Source organism: Enterobacter sp. C3_dUdeg, assembly GCF_057536195.1.
The window spans coordinates 150,816-172,862 of sequence record NZ_BAAKFX010000007.1; the positions used below are offsets into that span (position 1 = coordinate 150,816).

The 22,047-nt window shown below is 56.8% G+C and carries 21 protein-coding genes; 12 read left to right on the forward strand and 9 right to left on the reverse strand.

Annotated features, from left to right (window positions below; all coding sequences use genetic code 11):
• Positions 1–38 precede the first annotated feature (38 nt).
• Both tkt and tal read right to left on the reverse strand, forming a co-directional pair.
• On the reverse strand, positions 39–2,027 hold the full coding sequence (gene tkt, locus AC27FC_RS16500) for a transketolase (RefSeq protein ID WP_143346627.1): 1,989 nt from the start codon (positions 2,025–2,027) through the stop codon (positions 39–41).
• Between the two features lie 19 nt (positions 2,028–2,046).
• The gene (tal, locus tag AC27FC_RS16505; RefSeq protein WP_196354947.1) at positions 2,047–2,997 is read right to left on the reverse strand and encodes a transaldolase; all 951 of its coding nucleotides are present in this window, start codon (positions 2,995–2,997) and stop codon (positions 2,047–2,049) included.
• Positions 2,998–3,286: 289 nt separating this feature from the next.
• On the opposite strand from tal, the gene maeB reads away from it, so the two are divergent.
• Positions 3,287–5,566, forward strand: a complete 2,280-nt coding sequence (gene maeB, locus AC27FC_RS16510) for an NADP-dependent oxaloacetate-decarboxylating malate dehydrogenase (RefSeq protein WP_023308741.1) — start codon at positions 3,287–3,289, stop codon at positions 5,564–5,566.
• 35 nt (positions 5,567–5,601) lie between these two features.
• On the opposite strand, the gene hemF is transcribed toward maeB, so the two are convergent.
• Positions 5,602–6,501 carry an oxygen-dependent coproporphyrinogen oxidase gene (gene hemF / locus AC27FC_RS16515; RefSeq protein WP_029739984.1) on the reverse strand — a complete coding sequence of 300 codons (900 nt, stop codon included), beginning with the start codon at positions 6,499–6,501 and terminating at the stop codon, positions 5,602–5,604.
• Complete coding sequence (amiA, locus tag AC27FC_RS16520; protein WP_023308739.1) at positions 6,501–7,376, reverse strand: N-acetylmuramoyl-L-alanine amidase AmiA; 876 nt, start codon at positions 7,374–7,376, stop codon at positions 6,501–6,503. Before amiA ends, hemF begins: the two co-directional genes overlap by 1 nt.
• A gap of 212 nt (positions 7,377–7,588) precedes the next feature.
• Between amiA and AC27FC_RS16525 the strand changes: the two genes are divergently transcribed.
• The 10 genes from AC27FC_RS16525 to pdxK all read left to right on the forward strand — a co-directional run bounded on the left by AC27FC_RS16525 (position 7,589) and on the right by pdxK (position 15,926).
• Positions 7,589–8,014 (forward strand): GNAT family acetyltransferase, encoded by a 426-nt coding sequence (locus tag AC27FC_RS16525; protein ID WP_048974882.1) that lies wholly within the window; start codon positions 7,589–7,591, stop codon positions 8,012–8,014.
• Positions 8,001–8,450: a DUF2919 domain-containing protein gene (locus tag AC27FC_RS16530; protein ID WP_039263703.1), complete on the forward strand. Its 450-nt coding sequence runs from the start codon at positions 8,001–8,003 to the stop codon at positions 8,448–8,450. Before AC27FC_RS16525 ends, AC27FC_RS16530 begins: the two co-directional genes overlap by 14 nt.
• 63 nt (positions 8,451–8,513) lie before the next feature.
• Positions 8,514–9,089: an RpoE-regulated lipoprotein gene (locus AC27FC_RS16535; RefSeq protein WP_196354946.1), complete on the forward strand. Its 576-nt coding sequence runs from the start codon at positions 8,514–8,516 to the stop codon at positions 9,087–9,089.
• Between the two features lie 92 nt (positions 9,090–9,181).
• Positions 9,182–10,081, forward strand: a complete 900-nt coding sequence (locus AC27FC_RS16540) for a Dyp-type peroxidase (protein ID WP_196354945.1) — start codon at positions 9,182–9,184, stop codon at positions 10,079–10,081.
• A 172-nt stretch (positions 10,082–10,253) separates the two neighbouring features.
• Positions 10,254–11,267, forward strand: coding sequence for a sulfate ABC transporter substrate-binding protein (locus AC27FC_RS16545; protein WP_023308734.1), 1,014 nt, complete (start codon positions 10,254–10,256; stop codon positions 11,265–11,267).
• The gene (cysT, locus tag AC27FC_RS16550) at positions 11,267–12,100 is read left to right on the forward strand and encodes a sulfate/thiosulfate ABC transporter permease CysT (protein WP_004123378.1); all 834 of its coding nucleotides are present in this window, start codon (positions 11,267–11,269) and stop codon (positions 12,098–12,100) included. The genes AC27FC_RS16545 and cysT overlap by 1 nt, the downstream gene beginning before the upstream one ends.
• Positions 12,100–12,975 carry a sulfate/thiosulfate ABC transporter permease CysW gene (gene cysW, locus AC27FC_RS16555; RefSeq protein ID WP_023308733.1) on the forward strand — a complete coding sequence of 292 codons (876 nt, stop codon included), beginning with the start codon at positions 12,100–12,102 and terminating at the stop codon, positions 12,973–12,975. The genes cysT and cysW overlap by 1 nt, the downstream gene beginning before the upstream one ends.
• The gene (gene cysA / locus AC27FC_RS16560; RefSeq protein WP_008501607.1) at positions 12,965–14,059 is read left to right on the forward strand and encodes a sulfate/thiosulfate ABC transporter ATP-binding protein CysA; all 1,095 of its coding nucleotides are present in this window, start codon (positions 12,965–12,967) and stop codon (positions 14,057–14,059) included. The genes cysW and cysA overlap by 11 nt, the downstream gene beginning before the upstream one ends.
• 113 nt (positions 14,060–14,172) lie before the next feature.
• The gene (gene cysM, locus AC27FC_RS16565; protein WP_045355358.1) at positions 14,173–15,084 is read left to right on the forward strand and encodes a cysteine synthase CysM; all 912 of its coding nucleotides are present in this window, start codon (positions 14,173–14,175) and stop codon (positions 15,082–15,084) included.
• Between the two features lie 5 nt (positions 15,085–15,089).
• On the forward strand, positions 15,090–15,926 hold the full coding sequence (gene pdxK / locus AC27FC_RS16570; protein WP_023332955.1) for a pyridoxine/pyridoxal/pyridoxamine kinase: 837 nt from the start codon (positions 15,090–15,092) through the stop codon (positions 15,924–15,926).
• Between the two features lie 44 nt (positions 15,927–15,970).
• Here pdxK and crr read toward each other — a convergent pair whose 3' ends face one another.
• The 5 genes from crr to cysZ form a co-directional block, all read right to left on the reverse strand.
• A complete protein-coding gene (crr, locus tag AC27FC_RS16575) occupies positions 15,971–16,480 on the reverse strand; it encodes a PTS glucose transporter subunit IIA (protein ID WP_003861316.1) in 510 nt (169 codons plus the stop codon).
• Between the two features lie 40 nt (positions 16,481–16,520).
• On the reverse strand, positions 16,521–18,248 hold the full coding sequence (gene ptsI, locus AC27FC_RS16580) for a phosphoenolpyruvate-protein phosphotransferase PtsI (RefSeq protein ID WP_023332954.1): 1,728 nt from the start codon (positions 18,246–18,248) through the stop codon (positions 16,521–16,523).
• 44 nt (positions 18,249–18,292) lie between these two features.
• Positions 18,293–18,550, reverse strand: coding sequence for a phosphocarrier protein Hpr (ptsH, locus tag AC27FC_RS16585; RefSeq protein ID WP_000487600.1), 258 nt, complete (start codon positions 18,548–18,550; stop codon positions 18,293–18,295).
• A 317-nt stretch (positions 18,551–18,867) separates the two neighbouring features.
• A complete protein-coding gene (cysK, locus tag AC27FC_RS16590; RefSeq protein WP_014884739.1) occupies positions 18,868–19,839 on the reverse strand; it encodes a cysteine synthase A in 972 nt (323 codons plus the stop codon).
• Positions 19,840–20,002: 163 nt separating this feature from the next.
• Entirely contained in the window at positions 20,003–20,764 is a 762-nt protein-coding gene (gene cysZ, locus AC27FC_RS16595; protein WP_033146150.1) for a sulfate transporter CysZ, read from the reverse strand.
• A 230-nt stretch (positions 20,765–20,994) separates the two neighbouring features.
• Here cysZ and zipA point away from each other — a divergent pair, with 230 nt between their 5' ends.
• Complete coding sequence (gene zipA / locus AC27FC_RS16600) at positions 20,995–21,978, forward strand: cell division protein ZipA (protein ID WP_033146149.1); 984 nt, start codon at positions 20,995–20,997, stop codon at positions 21,976–21,978.
• Positions 21,979–22,047: the final 69 nt, after the last annotated feature.

The window sequence follows — 22,047 nt, forward strand, 5'->3', positions numbered from 1 at the left end:
GGGTAAGGCGTAGCCGCCACCCGGCAACGCAGACCCCACTAGATCACGCTCAGCGCCTTCTCCACCACGTTCTCAACGGTAAAGCCGAAGTACGGGAACAGCTTGTCGGCAGGGGCGGACTCGCCGTAGCCCCGCATGCCGACAATCGCCCCTTTGAGCCCGACATACTTGTACCAGTAGTCGGCAATACCGGCTTCCACCGCCACGCGAGCCGCGACGCTGGACGGCAGGACCGATTCCCGGTACGCCTCGTCCTGGGCGTCGAAAATGTCCGTTGAGGGCAGGGACACCACGCGCACCGCGTGTCCTTCGGCAGTCAGTTTCTCCGCCGCTTTCACCGTGATTTCCACCTCGGAGCCGGTCGCAATCAGGATCACGTCCGGCTTGCCGCCGCTGTCCTTCAGGATGTAGCCGCCGCGGGCGATGTTTTTCACCTGCTCCGGGGTTCGCTCAATCTGCGCCAGGTTCTGGCGTGACAGAATTAATGCCGTTGGGCCATTGTGGCGTTCTACCGCCAGCTTCCAGCCTACCGCCGCTTCGACCTGATCGCACGGGCGCCAGGTGCTGAAGTTGGGCGTCAGGCGCAGGCTTGCCAGCTGTTCAACCGCCTGGTGCGTAGGCCCGTCTTCCCCGAGTCCGATGGAGTCATGGGTGTAAACCATAATCTGCCGCGCCTTCATTAAGGCCGCCATGCGCGCCGCGTTACGGGCGTACTCGACGAACATCAGGAAGGTGGCGGTGTACGGAACAAACCCGCCGTGATGGGCGATGCCGTTGGCAATGGCGGTCATCCCAAACTCGCGCACGCCGTAGTGGATGTAGTTCCCGGCAATGTCCTCTTTCAGCGATTTTGAGCCCGACCAGATAGTCAGGTTACTGGGCGCCAGATCCGCCGAGCCGCCGAGCAGTTCGGGCAGAAGAGGTCCGATTGCGTTCAGGGTATTTTGCGACGCCTTGCGGGTGGCGATTTTCGCCGGGTTGGACTGCAGGTTTTCAATCAGCGCCTGGGTTCTATCGTCCCAGTCCTCCGGCAGGCCACCGCTCATGCGGCGGGAAAACTCGGCGGCGAGATCCGGGTGCGCTTTTTTGTAGGCGGCAAACTTCTCGTTCCAGGCCTGCTGGGCCTTTTCACCCGTCTCACGGGCATCCCAGGCTCTGTAGATCTCTTTCGGGATCTCAAACGGCGGATGTTTCCAGCCCAGCTTCTGCCGGGTCAGCGCGACTTCCTCCTCGCCCAGCGCCGCGCCGTGCGCCTCTTCTTTGCCCGCCTTGTTCGGCGAGCCGAAGCCGATGACCGTGCGGCAGATAATCAGGGACGGTTTATCCTTCACGCTCTGCGCTTCCTGAATCGCTTTTTTCACCGCTTCAGGGTCATGGCCGTCGATCTCGTGCACCACGTGCCAGTGGTAGGCTTCGAAGCGTTTTGCCGTGTCGTCGGTAAACCAGCCTTCGGTCTCCCCGTCGATGGAGATGCCGTTGTGATCGTAGAAGCCAATTAGCTTGCCGAGCCCCAGCGTGCCCGCCAGGGAGCAGACCTCATGTGAAATCCCCTCCATCAGGCAGCCGTCGCCCATAAACACGTAGGTGTAGTGGTCGACAATCTCGTGGTCCGGCTGGTTAAACTGTGCCGCCAGCGTGCGTTCGGCAATCGCCAGCCCGACCGCATTGGCCAGCCCCTGACCGAGTGGTCCGGTCGTCGTTTCCACCCCCGGGGTATAGCCAATTTCCGGGTGCCCCGGCGTTTTGGAGTGCAGCTGGCGGAAGTTTTTCAGCTCCTCAAGTGGCAGATCGTAGCCGGAAAGGTGCAGCAGGCTGTAGAGCAGCATTGAGGCGTGACCGTTGGAGAGAATAAAGCGGTCGCGATCGTACCAGGTCGGGTCATTGGGGTTGTGCTTCAGAAAGTCGTTCCACAGCACTTCGGCAATATCAGCCATGCCCATCGGCGCGCCGGGGTGGCCGGAATTGGCTTTTTGCACGGCATCCATGCTGAGGGCGCGAATGGCATTGGCTAGCTCTTTACGGGACATAGTTCACTCCGTGGCAAGGTTAAAGTTTGGCGGCGAGAAGATCTTCAAGTTTGCGCTGGTCGACGGCGAACTGGCGGATGCCGTCCGCCAGTTTTTCCACGGCCATGGCGTCCTGATTGTGCTCCCAGCGGAACTCCGCTTCGGTCATGGCTTTCGGTTTTGGCAGAACGGTGGAGGTCGGCACCAGCTTGCGGATCACCGTTTCTTCTTTGTCCTGGAGCTCCTGGAGCAGGTTAGGGGAGATGGTCAGACGGTCGCAGCCTGCCAGGGCGAGGATCTGCTCGGTACGGCGGAAGCTGGCCCCCATCACGATGGTTTCATAGCGGTGCTGTTTGTAGTAGTCGTAGATATTACGGACCGATTTCACGCCCGGATCCTCATCCACCACGTACGGATCCATCGGCTGTTTCGCCTGATACCAGTCGTAGATGCGCCCGACAAACGGCGAGACGAGGAACACGCCCGCTTCAGCGCAGGCGCGCGCCTGGGCAAACGAGAACAGTAGGGTCAGGTTGCAGTGGATGCCCTCTTTTTCCAACACCTCAGCCGCTCGGATGCCTTCCCAGGTGGACGCCAGCTTGATCAGAATGCGTGATTTATCGATCCCCTGCTCCTCGTACAGTTCCACCAGGCGACGCGCCTTATTAATGCTCTTTTCTTTATCGAACGAGAGGCGGGCGTCGACTTCGGTCGAGACGCGGCCCGGGATGCTTTTAAGAATTTCCGCACCAAAATTAACCGCCAGCTTGTCGCTGGCTTCGGCGACCTGCTGCTCCTGCGTTTTCCCGCGCTGTTTACCGTAGGCAATGGCGTCATCAATCAGATGGCTAAAATGGGCAAGCCCTGCAGCTTTGAGCAGTATCGAAGGGTTAGTGGTCGCGTCCTCCGGCTGATAGTGGCGAATCGACTCGATATCGCCGCTGTCTGCAACCACGGTGGTGAATTTTTTGATGCCGTCTAGCTGGTTCATAAATAATTACTCCTTGGAAATAAAAGAGTTAGATGAGTGCGTTAGTTCACACTTCTGGAAAAATCATGATGGACTTAACAAAAAAGCATAGCAGACGGGGGAGGCATTGCTTTTGAGACGGGTAACATGGCTGTTATAAATTGATAACAATTTTTAATGTGTGATGGTGAGAGTTTGGCTGCCTTCAAAGTTTAGGAGGCGGCCTGAGGCGATACTAGGCGGCACACCAGGGTGTGCATCAGGATCGCTTACGTCACCCTTTTGACCGATACGTGAAAGGAAAAATAAGATGGATGAGCAGTTGAAACAGAGTGCCCTCGATTTTCACGAGTTCCCTGTCCCGGGCAAAATCCAGGTCTCCCCAACCAAGCCGCTGGCAACCCAGCGCGATCTGGCGCTGGCCTATTCGCCGGGCGTCGCAGCCCCGTGTCTGGAAATCGAAAAAGACCCGCTGGCGGCCTACAAATATACCGCGCGCGGCAACCTTGTCGCCGTGATCTCTAACGGCACGGCGGTGCTGGGGCTGGGCAACATCGGCGCGCTGGCCGGTAAGCCGGTGATGGAAGGGAAGGGGGTACTGTTCAAGAAATTCGCCGGTATCGACGTGTTCGATATCGAGGTGGACGAACTCGATCCTGACAAATTCATCAACGTGGTGGCCGCGCTGGAGCCGACCTTCGGCGGGATTAACCTGGAAGACATCAAAGCGCCGGAATGTTTCTATATCGAGCAGAAGCTGCGCGAGCGTATGAACATTCCCGTGTTCCATGATGACCAGCACGGAACCGCGATTATCAGCACCGCCGCGATTCTCAACGGCCTGCGCGTGGTAGAGAAAAATCTCTCCGACGTGCGCATGGTGGTCTCTGGCGCAGGCGCCGCGGCCATCGCCTGTATGAACCTGCTGGTGGCGCTGGGTATGCAGAAACACAACATTGTGGTCTGCGACTCCAAGGGCGTTATCTATAAAGACCGCGAGCCGAACATGGCTGAAACCAAAGCGGCGTACGCGGTCGACGACGACGGTAAACGCACCCTGGACGACGTGATTGACGGCGCGGATATCTTCCTCGGCTGCTCCGGTCCGAAAGTGTTGACCCAGGAGATGGTGAAGAAGATGGCGCGTGCGCCAATGATCCTGGCCCTGGCGAACCCGGAACCGGAAATCCTGCCGCCGCTGGCGAAAGCGGTGCGCGAAGACGCCATCATCTGTACCGGCCGTTCGGACTACCCGAACCAGGTCAACAACGTGCTCTGCTTCCCGTTCATCTTCCGCGGTGCGCTGGACGTCGGCGCAACGGCGATCAACGAAGAGATGAAGCTTGCCGCCGTTCACGCCATCGCGGAGCTTGCCCACGCCGAGCAGAGCGAAGTGGTCGCGTCTGCGTACGGCGATCAGGATCTGAGCTTCGGCCCGGACTACATCATTCCGAAACCGTTCGACCCGCGTCTGATTGTTAAAATTGCCCCTGCGGTGGCCAAAGCGGCGATGGACTCCGGCGTAGCGACGCGTCCGATTCACGATTTCGACGCTTACGTCGATAAGCTCACCGAGTTTGTCTATAAAACGAACCTGTTCATGAAGCCGATCTTCTCTCAGGCCCGCGCCGACGCGAAGCGCGTGGTGCTGGCGGAAGGGGAAGAGGCGCGCGTGCTGCACGCCACCCAGGAGCTGATCACCTTAGGCCTGGCGAAACCGATCCTGATTGGTCGTCCGAGCGTGATTGAAATGCGTATCCAGAAGCTGGGCCTGCAGATTAAGCCGGGCGTCGACTTCGAGATCGTTAACAACGAATCCGATCCGCGCTTCAAAGAGTACTGGAGCGAATACTACGCGATCATGAAGCGCCGGGGGATCACCCAGGAGCAGGCTCAGAAAGCGGTCATCAGCAACACGACGGTGATCGGCGCGATCATGGTGCATCGCGGCGAGGCGGACGCGCTGATCTGCGGCACCATCGGCGACTACCACGAGCACTTTAGCGTGGTGCAGGAGATCTTCGGCTATCGCGACGGCGTCCATACCGCCGGGGCGATGAACGCGCTGCTGCTGCCGAGCGGCAACACCTTTATTGCGGACACCTACGTTAACGACGATCCGACCCCGGACGAGCTGGCGGAAATCACGGTGATGGCCGCCGAGACCGTGCGTCGCTTTGGTATTGAGCCGAAGGTGGCGCTGCTGTCGCACTCTAACTTTGGTTCGTCTAAATCCGCGGCGGCCTGCAAAATGCGTCAGACGCTGGAGCTGGTGCGCGAGCGTGCGCCGGAGCTGATGATTGACGGGGAAATGCACGGCGATGCCGCGCTGGTGGAAAGCATCCGTAACGAACGTATGCCGGACAGCCCGCTGAAGGGATCGGCCAACATTCTGATTATGCCGAACGTGGAAGCGGCGCGTATCAGCTATAACCTGCTGCGCGTCTCCAGCTCTGAAGGGGTGACCGTAGGACCGGTACTGATGGGCGTGGCGAAACCGGTGCACGTGTTAACGCCGATTGCCTCTGTGCGTCGTATCGTGAATATGGTGGCGCTGGCGGTGGTTGAGGCGCAGACGCAGCCGCTGTAATTTTTACCCTCTCCCAAAGGGAGAGGGCATAAGGGCTACACCCAGTCCCGAACCTGAATAAACTCACGCAAGGCAGCCTCCGGGCTGCCTTCTTTTGGTTCGTAGCAGTACTCCCAGCGCACCAGCGGCGGCATCGACATCAGAATCGACTCCGTGCGCCCCCCGGTCTGCAGACCGAACAGCGTCCCGCGATCCCACACCAGGTTGAACTCCACGTAGCGCCCGCGGCGGTAAAGCTGGAACTCTCGCTCGCGCACGCCGTAGTCGGTATTTTTACGGCGCTCGACGATGGGCAGATAGGCGTCGGTATAGCCTTCGCCTACCGCGCGCATAAAGCTGAACGCGGTATCAAAATCAGGCGTGTTGAGATCGTCAAAGAACAGCCCGCCGATGCCGCGCTGCTCGTCGCGGTGCTTCAGGTAAAAGTAGTCGTCGCACCACTTTTTAAATTTCGGGTAGACGTCTTCGCCAAACGGCAGGCAAAGATCCCGCGCGGTGGTGTGCCAGTGCACGGCATCTTCTTCGAAGCCGTAGTATGGCGTTAAATCGAAACCGCCGCCGAACCACCAGACCGGGTCGGCGCCTGGTTTTTCCGCAATGAAAAAGCGCACGTTGGCGTGGCTCGTCGGCACGAACGGGTTGTGCGGGTGCACTACCAGCGAAACGCCCATCGCCTCGAAGCTACGGCCCGCCAGTTCAGGACGATGCGCCGTCGCAGATGCGGGCATGGCGTCGCCGTGAACGTGGGAAAAATTCACGCCTGCCTGTTCGAAGATGCCGCCGTTTCGCAGCACGCGGCTGCGCCCGCCGCCTCCGGCCTCGCGCTGCCAGTTATCTTCCTGAAATTCACCGCCGTCTGCGGCAGCCAGTTTCTGGCAGATCTCATCCTGCAGCTGCAGCAGGAAGGTTTTGACCAGTTGAGCATCGGGTTTCATCAACGTTTCCTGGAGTGCGCTTTTTGGTTATCGAACCAGTTGAAGTAACTGATAATGCCGGAGGCGATAGCGTTGGCGATCTTCTGACGAAACGCCGTGGTGCCGAGGAGCCGCTCTTCTTCCGGGTTGGTAATAAAGGACGTTTCCACCAGCACGGACGGGATGGACGGCGACTTCAGCACCACGAATGCCGCCTGCTCGGTGCCTTTACTGTGCAGACGATGCACTGGCTTAATCTTCTTCAGAATATGCGAGCCGAGCGTCAGGCTGTTTTTAATCGTATCCGTCTGCACGAGGTCGAACAGCACCTGCTGTAGCAGATGATCTTTGTCGGTGGCTTTTTTCCCGGCGACTTCATCCGCCCGGTTTTCGCGGTCGGAGAGGTATTTTGCCATGGCGCTACTGGCACCACGGTTAGAGAGTGCAAACACCGAGGCGCCTGCCGCAGAAGGGTTGGTAAAGCCGTCGGCGTGAATCGACATAAACAGATCCGCACCGTGCTGGTGGGCGATCTCAACGCGGTCATACAGCGGAATAAAGGTGTCGCCAGAGCGCGTCAGACGGGCGTCAATGCCGTTGCTGCGTAAAATTGCGCGCACATTTTTTGCAATTGCCAGCACGACGTGTTTTTCTTTTGACCCGTTTTTGCCGATGGCGCCGGTATCAATACCGCCGTGGCCCGGGTCGAGCATTACCAGACGCTTCGCGCCCGGCTTTTTGGTTTTCGGTTTGCTGTGTCCGTTACTGGTTTTGAGCGTGCTCTCGTCTTTTGCCTGAGCCTGCTTTGCGATGCCCGTTAACGTTAAGGCCGCCAGCCCCGCTTTGAGAACCTGACGACGCGATGTGAGTGCTTTTAATGGTTTGAATGTGCTCATGCGGCCTGAATACTAAAAAATGGGGTCCTGGTGTTATATCGTATCGTGTTTCCCGTTACGACAGTCCATGTTGAGAATTGTTTTACTTTTCATTTCAATACGTGACAAAGTGACATTATGCCAAATTTTGGCGAGATTTTCCCCGGTTATTGGCGAAAGGCGAGCTTCGCGCCATAATCACTGTTTTTAAACCCGAAAAGGCGGTTAATACCATGGAGATACGCGTTTTTCGCCAGGAAGATTTCGAAGAGGTGATCACCCTTTGGGAGCGCTGCGATCTGCTGCGTCCGTGGAACGATCCGGAAATGGATATCGAACGTAAGTTGAATCACGACGTCAGTCTGTTTCTGGTCGCGGAAGTCAATGGCGAGGTTGTGGGGACGGTCATGGGCGGTTATGACGGCCACCGCGGCTCGGCCTATTATCTGGGCGTCCACCCGGAATACCGTGGCCGCGGCATTGCCAATGCGCTGCTGAACCGGCTCGAGAAGAAGCTGATCGCCCGCGGCTGCCCGAAAATCCAGATCATGGTACGGGAAGATAACGACGTGGTGCTGGGCATGTATGAGCGTCTGGGCTACGAGCATTCCGACGTGCTGAGTTTAGGAAAGCGTCTGATCGAAGATGAAGAGTACTGAGATCCATCCGGCAGACTATGACGCGCAGGGCCGCGTCAGGCTGCCCTTTTTATTCTGGTGCGTTCTGCTGCTCCAGGCCCGGACCTGGGTGCTGTTTGTGATGGCCGCCGCGTCGCGCGGGCAGGGCGACACGCTGCTGAATCTCTTCTATCCCGATCACGACGCCTTCTGGCTCGGCTTGCTGCCGGGCGTACCGGCGGTGGTCGCTTTTTTGTGCAGCGGACGACGGCATGCGATCCCACGTTTCTGGCGCGCGCTTCGCTGGCTGCTGATCCTCGCCCAGGTTGCGCTGCTCTTCTGGCAGCCGGTACTCTGGTGGTACGGTGAACCGCTGACGGGCACCGGCGTTGCGCTGGTGGTTGCCGATATTGTGGCGCTGCTGTGGCTGCTGACCAACCCGCGTCTTCGCGCCTGTTTTGCGCATCAGGATGATTAATCCGGCACTTTTTGCCGATGTTGCACTCCAACAAGCGTTGATTTAACAAGAAAGGACGTTTCAATGAAATCGCTGCGTTTACTTTTATGCGCTCTCCCGCTGGCGTTGACCGGCTGTTCGACGCTCTCCTCCATTAACTGGTCCGCCGCGTATCCGTGGAACTGGTTTGGCTCATCAACGGAAGTCACCGAGCAGGGCGTGGGGAAAATTACCGCCGCGACGGCGCTGGATCAGGACGCCATTCAGGATGCGCTCAGCGGCGATTACCGTCTGCGCAGCGGCATGAAAACGGAGAATGGCAATATTGTTCGCTATTACGAAGCGCTGAAGGGCGACAAGCTGGCGCTGGTGATTAACGGTGACAAAGGCACCGTAAACCGTATCGCTGTGATGGATGAAGATATTCCGACGGCGAGCGGTGTGAAGGTGGGTACGCCGTTCAGCGACCTTTATAAGCAGGCCTTTGGCAACTGCACCAGCCTGCCGTCTGACGACAAGGTCGCGGTGGAATGTAAGGCTGAAGGCAGCCAGCACATCAGCTATGTCTTCACCGGAACCTGGAGCGGCCCGGAAGGTCTGATGCCGTCCGACGACACGCTCAGGAGCTGGAAAGTGAGCAAAATACTCTGGAAGCAGTAATTTGCGCCTGAACAAACCGCCTCGCTGAAATCCGGGTATAATAGCCGCCATCAATGCCACGCTGACGTGGCATCTTTATTTCAGGAGGAGCGATGTCTCAGGTTCAGAGTGGCATTTTGCCAGAACATTGCCGCGCGGCGATTTGGATTGAAGCCAATGTTAAAGGGGACGTGGATGCCCTGCGTGCGGCCAGTAAAGCGTTTGTTGATAAGCTGGCAACCTTCCAGACCAAATTCCCGGAAGCCCACCTCGGCGCCGTTGTTGCCTTTGGCAATAACGTCTGGCGTCAGCTGAGCGGTGGCGAAGGGGCGGAAGAGCTGAAAGACTTCATCCCTTACGGCAAAGGCCTGGCTCCGGCAACTCAGTACGACGTGCTGATCCATATTCTCTCCCTGCGTCACGACGTGAATTTCTCCGTTGCCCAGGCGGCAGTAGCGGCCTTTGGCGACAGCGTTGAGGTGCAGGAAGAGGTTCACGGCTTCCGCTGGGTGGAAGAGCGCGATCTGAGCGGCTTCGTCGACGGGACCGAAAACCCGGCAGGCGAAGAGACGCGTCGTGAAGTCGCGGTAATCAAAGACGGCGTGGACGCGGGCGGCAGCTACGTGTTCGTGCAGCGCTGGGAGCACAACCTCAAGCAGCTTAACCGCATGAGCGTGCACGATCAGGAGATGATGATTGGCCGCACTAAAGAAGCCAACGAAGAGATCGACGGCGACGACCGTCCTGTAACCTCTCACCTGTCCCGCGTTGATCTCAAAGAAGACGGAAAAGGGCTGAAGATTGTTCGCCAGAGCCTGCCGTACGGTACCGCAAGCGGCACGCACGGCCTCTACTTCTGCGCCTACTGCGCGCGCCTGTATAACATTGAGCAGCAGCTGCTGAGCATGTTTGGCGATACCGACGGCAAGCGCGACGCCATGCTGCGCTTCACCAAACCGGTGACCGGCGGCTATTACTTTGCGCCGTCCGTTGAGCGTCTGCTGGCGCTGTAATGTCCTTTCTCCCTCTCCCTGCGGGAGAGGGCTGGGGTGAAGGCATCAGGCCTCACCCTTATTCCCTTTTCTGCTTCTAAATCACCAAACGGTATATAAAACCGTTACTCCTTTCATCCCCGTTATAAATATTATGACTATAAGATAGTCATCACATTTATAAGGGTGCGCAATGGCCGTTACTGTACTGAAAAAAGGAACTCTGGCGCTGGCAGGTTTACTGCTGGTGGCACAGGCGCAGGCGACTGAACTGTTGAACAGTTCGTATGACGTCTCCCGCGAGCTGTTTGCCGCCCTTAATCCACCGTTCGAACAGCAGTGGGCGAAAGATAATAACGGCGACAAGCTGACCATCAAACAGTCCCACGCCGGATCGTCCAAGCAGGCGCTGGCGATTTTGCAGGGCCTGAAAGCAGATGTGGTGACTTACAACCAGGTGACTGACGTGCAGATCCTGCACGACAAAGGCAAGCTGATCCCAGCGGACTGGCAGAGCCGACTGCCGAACAACAGCTCCCCGTTCTATTCCACCATGGGCTTCCTGGTGCGTAAGGGCAACCCGAAGAATATCCACGACTGGAGCGATCTGGTGCGTTCCGACGTGAAGCTGATTTTCCCGAACCCAAAAACTTCCGGTAACGCGCGTTATACCTATTTAGCCGCGTGGGGCGCGGCGGACAAGGCTGACGGTAACGATAAAGCAAAAACCGAGCAGTTCATGACCCAGTTCCTGAAAAACGTCGAAGTGTTTGATACCGGCGGCCGCGGGGCGACAACGACCTTCGCGGAGCGCGGTCTCGGCGATGTTCTGATCAGCTTTGAATCGGAAGTAAATAATATCCGCAAACAGTACGAAGCGCAGGGCTTCGAGGTCGTTATCCCGAAAACCAACATCCTGGCCGAGTTCCCGGTGGCGTGGGTGGATAAAAACGTGCAGGCAAACGGTACCGAGAAAGCGGCAAAAGCCTACCTCAACTACCTGTACAGCCCGCAGGCGCAGACCATCATTACCGATTATTACTATCGCGTGAATAACCCGGACGTGATGAACAAGCTGAAAGATAAGTTCCCGCAGACCGATTTGTTCCGCGTGGAAGATCATTTCGGCTCCTGGCCTGATGTGATGAAAACGCATTTTGCCAGCGGCGGTGAGTTAGACAAATTGCTGGCGGCGGGGCATAAGTGATGTTTGCAGTTTCGACAAAACGCGTGCTGCCGGGCTTTACCTTAAGCCTCGGGACCAGCCTGCTGTTCGTCTGCCTGATCCTGCTGTTGCCGCTCAGCGCGCTGGTGATGCAGCTTGCTCAGATGAGCTGGGCGCAGTACTGGGACGTGGTCACCAACCCGCAGGTGGTGGCGGCCTACAAGGTGACGCTGCTGTCGGCGTTTGTTGCCTCCATTTTTAACGGCGTGTTTGGCCTGCTGATGGCGTGGATCTTAACCCGCTATCGCTTCCCGGGTCGCACGCTGCTTGACGCCCTGATGGATCTGCCGTTTGCGCTGCCGACGGCGGTGGCGGGCTTAACCCTCGCGTCGCTCTTCTCCGTGAACGGGCTGTACGGCGAGTGGCTGGCGAAATTTGACATCAAAGTGACCTACACCTGGCTCGGTATCGCGGTGGCGATGGCCTTTACCAGCATCCCGTTTGTGGTTCGTACCGTGCAGCCGGTGCTGGAAGAGTTGGGTCCGGAATACGAAGAAGCGGCGGAAACGCTCGGCGCCACGCGCTGGCAGAGCTTCCGCAAGGTGGTTTTGCCGGAGCTCTCTCCTGCGCTGATGGCGGGCGTTGCGCTGTCGTTTACCCGCAGCCTCGGTGAGTTTGGCGCGGTGATTTTTATCGCCGGGAACATCGCCTGGAAAACAGAAGTCACCTCGCTGATGATTTTCATCCGTTTGCAGGAGTTTGATTATCCGGCGGCGAGCGCGATTGCCTCGGTGATCCTGGCGGCCTCGCTGCTGCTGCTGTACTCGATTAACACTCTGCAAAGTCGCTTTGGTCGACGTGTGGTAGGTCACTGATGGCGGAAGTTACGCAATTGAAGCGATACGATGCACCCCGCATCAACTGGGGTAAATGGTTTCTGATTGGGGCGGGCGTGCTGGTTTCCGCCCTCATTCTCGTCGTGCCGACGGTTTATATCTTCGTTCAGGCGTTCAGCAAGGGCCTGATGCCCGCGCTGGAAAACCTGGCGAACCCGGATATGCTGCATGCCATCTGGCTGACCGTGCTGATTGCGCTGATCACCGTGCCGGTGAACCTCGTGTTCGGGACCCTGCTGGCCTGGCTGGTAACCCGCTTTAACTTCCCGGGACGTCAGCTGCTGCTGACCCTGCTGGACATTCCTTTCGCCGTATCGCCGGTGGTGGCGGGTCTGGTGTACCTGCTCTTTTACGGCTCCAACGGTCCGTTGGGCGGCTGGCTGGACGAGCATAACCTGCAGATCATGTTCGCCTGGCCGGGCATGGTGCTGGTCACCATCTTCGTGACCTGTCCGTTTGTGGTGCGTGAGCTGGTGCCGGTGATGTTAAGCCAGGGGAGCAACGAAGACGAAGCGGCGGTGCTGCTGGGCGCTTCCGGCTGGCAGATGTTCCGTCGCGTGACGCTGCCGAATATCCGCTGGGCGCTGCTTTACGGCGTGGTGCTGACCAACGCCCGCGCGATTGGTGAGTTCGGTGCCGTTTCCGTCGTCTCCGGCTCCATCCGGGGTGAAACCCTGTCGCTGCCGCTCCAGATTGAGCTGCTGCAGCAGGACTACAACACCATCGGCTCGTTTACTGCCGCAGCGTTGCTGACGCTGATGGCCATCTTGACCCTGTTTTTGAAGAGTGTGGTGCAGTGGCGTTTAGAAAATCAGGAAAAACGTCAGCATCAGGAGGGAAATCATGAGCATTGAGATTGCCAATATTAAGAAGTCTTTTGGTCGCACCCAGGTGCTGAATGATATCTCGCTGGATATCCCTTCCGGACAAATGGTGGCGCTGCTGGGGCCGTCCGGCTCGGGCAAAACCACGCTGCTGCGTATTATCGCCGGGCTTGAGCATCAGACCAGCGGGCACATCCGCTTTCACGGCACCGACGTGAGCCGTCTGCACGCCCGCGATCGTAAAGTAGGCTTTGTGTTCCAGCACTACGCGCTGTTCCGCCACATGACCGTGTTCGACAACATCGCGTTTGGCCTGACCGTGCTGCCGCGTCGCGAACGTCCGGATGCGGCAACTATTAAGGCGAAAGTGACCAAACTGCTGGAGATGGTGCAGCTGGCTCACCTGGCGGATCGTTTCCCGGCCCAGCTGTCCGGCGGGCAGAAACAGCGCGTGGCGCTGGCGCGCGCGCTGGCCGTTGAGCCTCAAATTCTGCTGCTGGATGAACCCTTCGGCGCGCTGGATGCGCAGGTGCGTAAAGAGCTGCGCCGCTGGCTGCGTCAGCTCCATGAAGAGCTGAAATTCACCAGCGTCTTCGTGACCCACGATCAGGAAGAGGCGATGGAAGTTGCGGATCGCGTGGTGGTCATGAGCCAGGGCAACATTGAGCAGGTTGACGAGCCGGAGCAGCTCTGGCGTGAACCGGCGACCCGCTTCGTGCTGGAGTTTATGGGCGAGGTAAACCGTCTGCAGGGCACTATTCGCGGCGGACAGTTCCACGTTGGCGCGCATCGCTGGCCGCTGGGCTATACCTCCGCGCATCAGGGGCCGGTCGATCTGTTCCTGCGTCCGTGGGAAGTGGACGTGAGCCGCCGAACCAGCCTGGATTCACCGCTGCCGGTGCAGGTGCTGGAAGCTAGCCCTAAAGGTCACTACACCCAATTGGTGGTACAGCCGCTGGGCTGGTATACCGAGCCGCTGACCGTGGTCATGCGCGACGACGTGCCGCCGCACCGGGGGGAGCGCCTGTTTGTTGGTTTGCAGCACGCCCGTATTTATCACGGGAAGGAGCGCATCGAGACGCGCGAGGATATTGCTCTGGCGGAGTCAGCCTGATAGGTTAGGATTACGTAGTTTTGCCGGGTGGCGCTGCGCTTACCCGGCCTACAATATGACGTCTGTAGGCCCGGTAAGCGAAGCGCCACCGGGCTTTTTATTGGACAGCGATCATGAATACACTAGAACACACCATCGGCAACACTCCTCTGGTCAAGCTTCAGCGCATGGGTCCGGACAACGGCAGCGAAATCTGGGTCAAACTCGAAGGCAATAACCCGGCGGGGTCGGTGAAAGACCGCGCGGCGCTGTCGATGATTGTCCAGGCCGAAAAACGCGGAGAAATTAAGCCAGGCGACGTGCTGATAGAGGCCACCAGCGGCAACACCGGTATCGCCCTGGCGATGATCGCCGCGCTGAAAGGCTACCGCATGAAGCTGCTGATGCCGGACAACATGAGCCAGGAGCGCCGCGCCGCGATGCGTGCCTACGGGGCCGAGCTGATTCTGGTGACCAAAGAGCAGGGAATGGAAGGCGCACGCGACTTAGCGCTGGAGATGGCCGGGCGCGGTGAAGGTAAACTGCTGGATCAGTTCAACAACCCGGACAACCCGTACGCGCACTACACCACCACCGGCCCGGAAATCTGGCAGCAAACCGACGGGCGTATCACCCATTTTGTCTCCAGCATGGGCACCACAGGCACCATTACCGGGGTATCGCGTTTTCTGCGCGAGCAGGAAAAAGCCGTCACCATCGTTGGCCTCCAGCCGGAAGAGGGGAGCAGCATTCCGGGTATTCGCCGCTGGCCGGCGGAGTATATGCCCGGCATCTTTAATGCGCAGCTGGTGGACCAGGTGCTGGATCTTCACCAGCGCGAGGCGGAAAATACCATGCGTGAGCTGGCCGTGCGCGAAGGTATCTTCTGCGGCGTCAGTTCGGGCGGCGCGGTAGCGGGTGCGATTCGGGTAGCGCAGGCAAACCCGGGGGCGGTAGTGGTGGCGATTATTTGCGATCGCGGCGATCGCTATCTGTCTACCGGCGTCTTTGGTGAAGAGAGTTATTCGCAGGGGGCGGGGATTTAAGCGTCATGGAGATGATTCTATTCCGGGATAATACCCGGGCGCAGCAAACCGACATTGTCGCCGTGCAGTCGCAGGTGGTTTACGGCAGCGTGGGAAACAGCATTGCGGTACCGAATATTCGTACCCACAGGCTGAACGTTACCGCCGTGCCGACGGTACTGTTTAGCAACACGCCGCACTACGATACGTTTTATGGTGGAGTGATCCCCGATGAGTGGTTCAGCGGCTATCTTAAGGCACTGGAAGAGCGCGAGATCCTGCGCGAGCTTAAAGCGGTCACCACCGGCTATATGGGCAGCGCCAGCCAGATCGTTCTGCTGGCTCAATGGCTGAAGGCGGTCAAAGCGCAGCATCCTGACCTGCTGGTGCTGGTCGACCCGGTTATCGGCGATATCGACAGCGGTATGTACGTGAAGCCTGAGATCCCGCAGGCGTATCGGGAACACCTGCTGCCGCTAGCGCAGGGGATTACGCCGAACGTCTATGAGCTGGAAGTGTTAAGCGGCAAACCGTGCCGTACGCCGGAAAGCGCCATCGCGGCGGCGCAGGGACTGCTCTCCGACAGCCTGAAATGGGTGGCGATCACCAGCGCGCCGGTGGCCGATGACCCGGAAAACATCCACGTGGTGCTGGTGACGAATGAAGGCGTGACCGTCAGCGCGCATCCGCGCGTAGAAACCGATCTGAAAGGGACGGGCGACCTGTTCTGTTCAGAGCTGGTGAGCGGAATTGTTGAGGGAAAAACCGTTGCCGATGCCATTCGCATGGCCGGCGATCGGGTGACTGACGTGATGCTCTATACCCAGTCGAAGGGCTACGACGAGCTTATCCTACCGGCATAAACAAAAATGGCGCCCGAAGGCGCCATTTTTCTGTGCGGCAAGAATTACTTCTTGATGCGGATAACCGGGGTTTCACCCACGGTGACGCTGCCAGACAGTTTGATCAGTTCTTTGATTTCGTCCATGTTGGAGATAACAACCGGCGTCAGGGTAGACTTGGCTTTTTCTTCCAGCAGTGGCAGATCGAATTCAATTACCGGGTCGCCAACTTTAACACGCTGGCCTTCTTCCGCGATACGTTTGAAGCCTTCGCCTTTCAGTTCAACGGTGTCGATACCGAAGTGAACGAACAGTTCGATACCGCTATCAGATTCGATAGAGAACGCATGGTTGGTTTCAAAAATTTTACCGATGGTGCCGTCAACTGGAGCAACCATTTTGTTGCCAGTTGGTTTGATAGCAATGCCATCACCAACGATTTTCTCAGCAAACACTACATCCGGCACGTCTTCGATGTTGACGATCTCGCCGGAGAGCGGAGCAACAATCTCAATAGTTCCGGAGTCTTTCTTATCATCAGAAACCAGAGATTTCAGTTTATCGAACAAACCCATGATCTTCTCCTAAGCAGTAATTTGGGCCGCATCTCGTGGATTAGCAGATTGTTTTTTCTTCAATGAACTTGTTAACCAGCGTCATTAACTCGTCCGTTGTCGGTTGAGCAAGAGCCTGCTCTGCTAACACCTTCGCATCTTCGAAGTTCGTGTTACGGATAATCTTCTTAATGCGCGGGATGGAAATGGCGCTCATAGAGAATTCGTCCAGACCCATACCCAGCAACAGAAGTGTAGCACGTTCGTCGCCTGCAAGCTCACCACACATGCCAGTCCATTTACCTTCTGCATGAGAAGCATCAATAACTTGCTTGATCAAGTTCAGTACGGACGGTGACATTGGCTGGTAGAGATGTGAAATCATATCATTACCACGGTCAACTGCCAGGGTGTACTGCGTTAAATCATTGGTGCCGATACTAAAGAAATCAACTTCTTTGGCTAAATGACGCGCAATGGTCGCCGCCGCAGGTGTTTCCACCATCACGCCGATCTCGATTGACTCGTCAAACGCTTTACCTTCGTCGCGCAGTTCCTGTTTGTAGATTTCGATCTCTTTCTTCAGTGCACGCACTTCTTCAACAGAGATGATCATCGGGAACATGATGCGCAGTTTACCGAAAGCAGAGGCACGCAGGATCGCGCGAACCTGGTCACGCAGGATCTCTTTACGATCCATCGCGATACGGATTGCACGCCAGCCCAGGAACGGGTTCTCTTCTTTCGGGAAGTTCATGTACGGCAGCTCTTTGTCGCCGCCGATGTCCATGGTACGGACGATAACCGCCTGAGAGCCACACGCTTCAGCTACGGCTTTATAGGCAGCAAACTGCTCTTCTTCCGTTGGCAGCGCGTCGCGGTCCATGAACAGGAATTCTGTACGATAGAGACCTACGCCTTCCGCACCGTTGCGCTCAGCGCCATCAACGTCGCGGACGGTACCGATGTTTGCGCACACTTCTACCTGATGGCCGTCCAGGGTGATGGCTGGCAGGTCTTTCAGCTTAGCGAGTTCCGCTTTTTCAGTCGCAACCTGCTCCTGAACCGCGCGCAGTTTATCGATCTCTTCATTGGTTGGGTTGACGTAAACCAGATTGTTTACGGCATCCAGAATCAGATAGTCGCCGTTTTTCACCTGAGAGGTGACGCTACCGGTACCCACGATGGCAGGCAGTTCCAGAGAGCGCGCCATGATAGAGGTGTGTGAGGTACGGCCACCCGCGTCGGTGATGAAACCGAGGACCTTTTTCAGGTTCAGCTGTGCGGTTTCAGACGGGGTGAGGTCAGCGGCAACCAGGATAACTTCATCCTGAATCGCGCTCAGATCGATGATGGCCAGACCCAGGATGTTGCGCAGCAGGCGCTTACCGATGTCACGTACGTCAGCCGCACGCTCTTTCAGGTATTCATCATCCAGTTCTTCCAGGGCAGTTGCCTGACCTTCGATAACTTCATGCGCAGCCGCGTCGGCCGTCATGCCTTTATCTTTAATCAGGGCTATGATTTCCTGCTCCAGCTCCTCATCTTCGAGCAGCATGATGTGCCCTTCGAAGATGGCTTCTTTTTCTTCACCGAAAGTTTCGCCAGCTTTAGTTTTGATTGCTTCCAGTTGCGCAGATGCCTTGGCACGACCGCTCAGAAAACGTTCAACTTCCTGATCAACCTTGTCGGCAGAAATTTTTTTCCGGTCGATGACGATCTCGTCTTCTTTCAGCAGCAGTGCTTTGCCGAAAGCGATACCCGGGGATGCTAAAATGCCTGAAATCATAACCCTACCTTACTTGTGACTGATATTTAAAAGAACCCGGAAACTTACTCGAGCTCAGCCATCAGTTTTACCAGATGCTCAACTGCTTTCTGCTCGTCTTCACCTTCTGCAGAGATGGTGACAACGGTGCCCTGAGTCAGGCCCAGAGTCTGCAGTTTGAACAGGCTTTTTGCGCTCGCGCTTTTGCCGTTGGAAGTCACAGTGATTTCAGAAGTGAAGCCTTTTGCTTCTTTAACAAACTGAGCAGCAGGGCGGGTGTGCAGACCGTTCGGAGCGGTAATGGTAACTTCTTGCTGGAACATTGTATTTCCCCAACTTATAGGTTTAGTGTTGTGGAACTAAAGTCTAGCCTGGCGACTGAACTTTAGCCTGTATTGTTAGCGCTGACGTTTCGATCGTCATTAAACATTATGCAGCGAAAGCAAGACTTGAACCAAATCATAAAATCGATTCAGCAAGGCTATTTCATTCACCGATTAATTTCACGCATCAAAATAATTGCTGGTTTAAATACCAGACCCAACGGGGTGAAGCAATGCCAGGAGGGGCAAAAGTTTGAAGCAGGCCACAAAAAAGCACCTGAAAAGGTGCTTTTTTACGCGTTATTAACATGCTGGCACTACTGTTGCAGCTCTTTTTCGGTAAACAGATCGGCAAACAGTGCGGTGCTCAAGTAACGCTCGCCCGAAGAAGGAAGGATAACCACAATATTCTTGTTGGTAAAGGCTTCATCTTCCTGAAGCTTGAGCGCTGCCGCAACGGCTGCACCGGAAGAGATACCCGCCAGAATGCCTTCTTCATCCATCAGGCGACGCGCGGTAGAAATGGCTTCTTCGTTAGTGATAGTCACCACTTTATCGATCAGCTTCAGATCCAGGTTGCCCGGAATGAAGCCTGCGCCAATACCCTGAATTTTATGCGGGCCTGGCTTAAGCTCTTCACCCGCCAGTGCCTGGGTGATAACCGGTGAGTCAGTTGGCTCAACGGCAACGGTGATCAGGTCTTTTTTACCCTTTGTGCCTTTAATATAGCGTGACACGCCGGTCAGCGTACCGCCGGTACCCACTCCGGAGATAAAGACGTCAACCTGGCCGTCGGTATCTTCCCAGATTTCCGGACCTGTGGTCTTCTCGTGAATTTCCGGGTTAGCCGGGTTGCTGAACTGCTGAAGCAGCAGATATTTCGCCGGATCGCTGGCCACAATCTCTTCAGCTTTCTGAATGGCGCCCTTCATGCCCTTCGCGCCTTCGGTCAGCACCAGGTTCGCGCCCAGCGCTTTGAGCAGCTTACGACGCTCAATGCTCATGGTTTCTGGCATGGTCAGCGTCAGCTTGTAGCCACGCGCGGCGGCAACATAGGCCAGAGCGATACCGGTATTGCCGCTGGTCGGTTCCACCAGCTCAACGCCAGGCTTCAGTACGCCACGTTTTTCAGCATCCCAAATCATGTTTGCACCGATACGGCATTTTACGCTGAAGCTCGGGTTACGTGATTCGACCTTCGCCAGAATGCGTCCATTACCGATACGGTTCAGTCGAACCAGGGGCGTATGACCGATAGTCAGCGAGTTGTCTTCATAAATCTTACTCATGGCCTGTCCTTAACTGTATGAAATTGGGATACCGACCCAGCATACCTGTTGAGCAGGTAGGGGGAAGTAAGGAATTCGCATATCTATATACTGCAAGGAAATAATGGGGATCAGTATGGAATAAGGGGCGGCATAAGCCACCCCTGCTTTACACATTTTTGCATTATTTCCATAACGCGTGCTTAGCACGGTAGCAGTCGACCCACATCGCCGTCGCGCCGCAGACGGCGACGGGCATGATGAACAGATTCAGGAAGGGAATCATGGTGAACAGGCTGGTCAGCGCACCAAACTGCATATTGGCGACCTTCTGGCTGCGCAGGGCGGTGCGCATCTCTTTAAACGGCACCTTGTGGTTATCGAACGGATAGTCGCAGTACTGGATGGCCAGCATCCAGGCGCTGAACAGGAACCACAGCACCGGCGCCACCGTCTGGCCAATGCCTGGCACAAAATAGAGGATAAGCAGCACGACCGCGCGGGGCAGGTACCAGGCAAACTTCTGCCACTCGCGCTTCATGATGCGTGGCAGGTCTTTCATGATCCCCAGCACGCCCGTGTCCGGTGGCGTCGCACCGGTAAGCCGCGCTTCCAGCTGTTCCGCCAGCAGACCGTTGAACGGTGCGGCTATCCAGTTGGCAATCGTCGAAAAGAAGTACCCAAACACCAGCAGCACGGAGATCACCGCCACCGGCCAGAGCAGGTAGTTAAGCCACTGCAGCCAGTCCGGCACGTAACTCATCAGCGACGGGATCCAGCTCTCCAGCTTTGCGAATAGCCACCAGAACGCGCCGCCCATCAGAATAATGTTGATCAACAGCGGCAGAATCACGAAGCGTCGAATCCCCGGCAGGGAGACCAGTTTCCAGCCCTGAGAAAAATACCAGACGCCGCTGCGCGGGGGAGAAGAAGATGTTGAAACCATAGCCAGGCTGTACTCCTTTTTACACAACCAGTGGAATTGCCCGCCTATATTATCCACTTACGGAGCAATGACCAGTTCGGAAATGTTCGAAAAACCAGCAAAAAGCACGATTTCCTTCATCTTTATGCTGTGAATGCTCTGCACACACTTGCACTTGACGTAAACGGCAAATACTCTTAGTGAGTAAATGTTTGCCGTGGTGGCAAGGTGTTAGAACAACAGAGAATATAATGATGCAGGATTTGCGTCTGATATTAATCATTGTTGGCGCGATCGCCATAATCGCTTTACTGGTACATGGTTTCTGGACCAGCCGTAAAGAGCGTTCCTCGATGTTTCGCGATCGCCCACTGAAGCGCATGAAGTCCAGTCGTGACGACGATGACAGTGAAGATGACATCGACGGCAGCGATGACGACGGCGTGGGTGAAGTTCGTGTTCATCGGGTCAATACTGCGCCCGGCGCAGGCCATGGGGAGCATGAAGCGCCTCGTCCTTCGCAGCACCAGTATCAACCGCCGTATGCTTCCGCACAGCCGCGCCAGCCAGCGCCGCAGCCTGTGGAAGAACCGGTGCGCCAGCCGCCGCAACAGCCTGTCTATCAGCAGCCTGCTGCGCCACAGCCGGTTCAACAGCAACCGGTGCAGCAGCCCGTGCAGCAACAGCCTGCTCAGCCGGTACAACAACCGCAGCAGCCTGCTCACGTACAGCCTGCGCCTCAGCCTGCTCCGGCTCTACACGTTGAGCCTGAGCCCGTTGTAGAACCAGAGCCGGTTGTTGAAAAACCGCAGCGTAAAGAAGCGGTGATCATCATGAACGTGGCCGCGCATCACGGCAGCCATCTTAACGGTGACGTGCTGCTCAACAGTATTCAACAGGCAGGATTCAAGTTTGGCGATATGAACATTTTCCATCGCCATCTGAGCCCTGACGGTAGCGGTCCGGCGCTGTTCAGCCTGGCCAACATGGTTAACCCTGGCACCTTTGATCCGGAAATGACCGGTGATTTCGTGACCCCGGGCGTCACTATCTTTATGCAGGTGCCTTCTTACGGCGACGAACTGCAAAACTTTAAGCTGATGCTGCAGTCCGCTCAGCACATCGCTGACGAAGTCGGCGGCGTGGTGCTCGACGATCAGCGTCGAATGATGACCCCGCAGAAGCTGCGCGAGTATCAGGACCGCATCCGCGAAGTTAAGGAAGCTAACGCGTAATCGTCGCGTTTACTTCAACTCCTCCTCAACCCCCGCCTGTCGGGGGTTTTTTCTCATTGATGGTGCGAT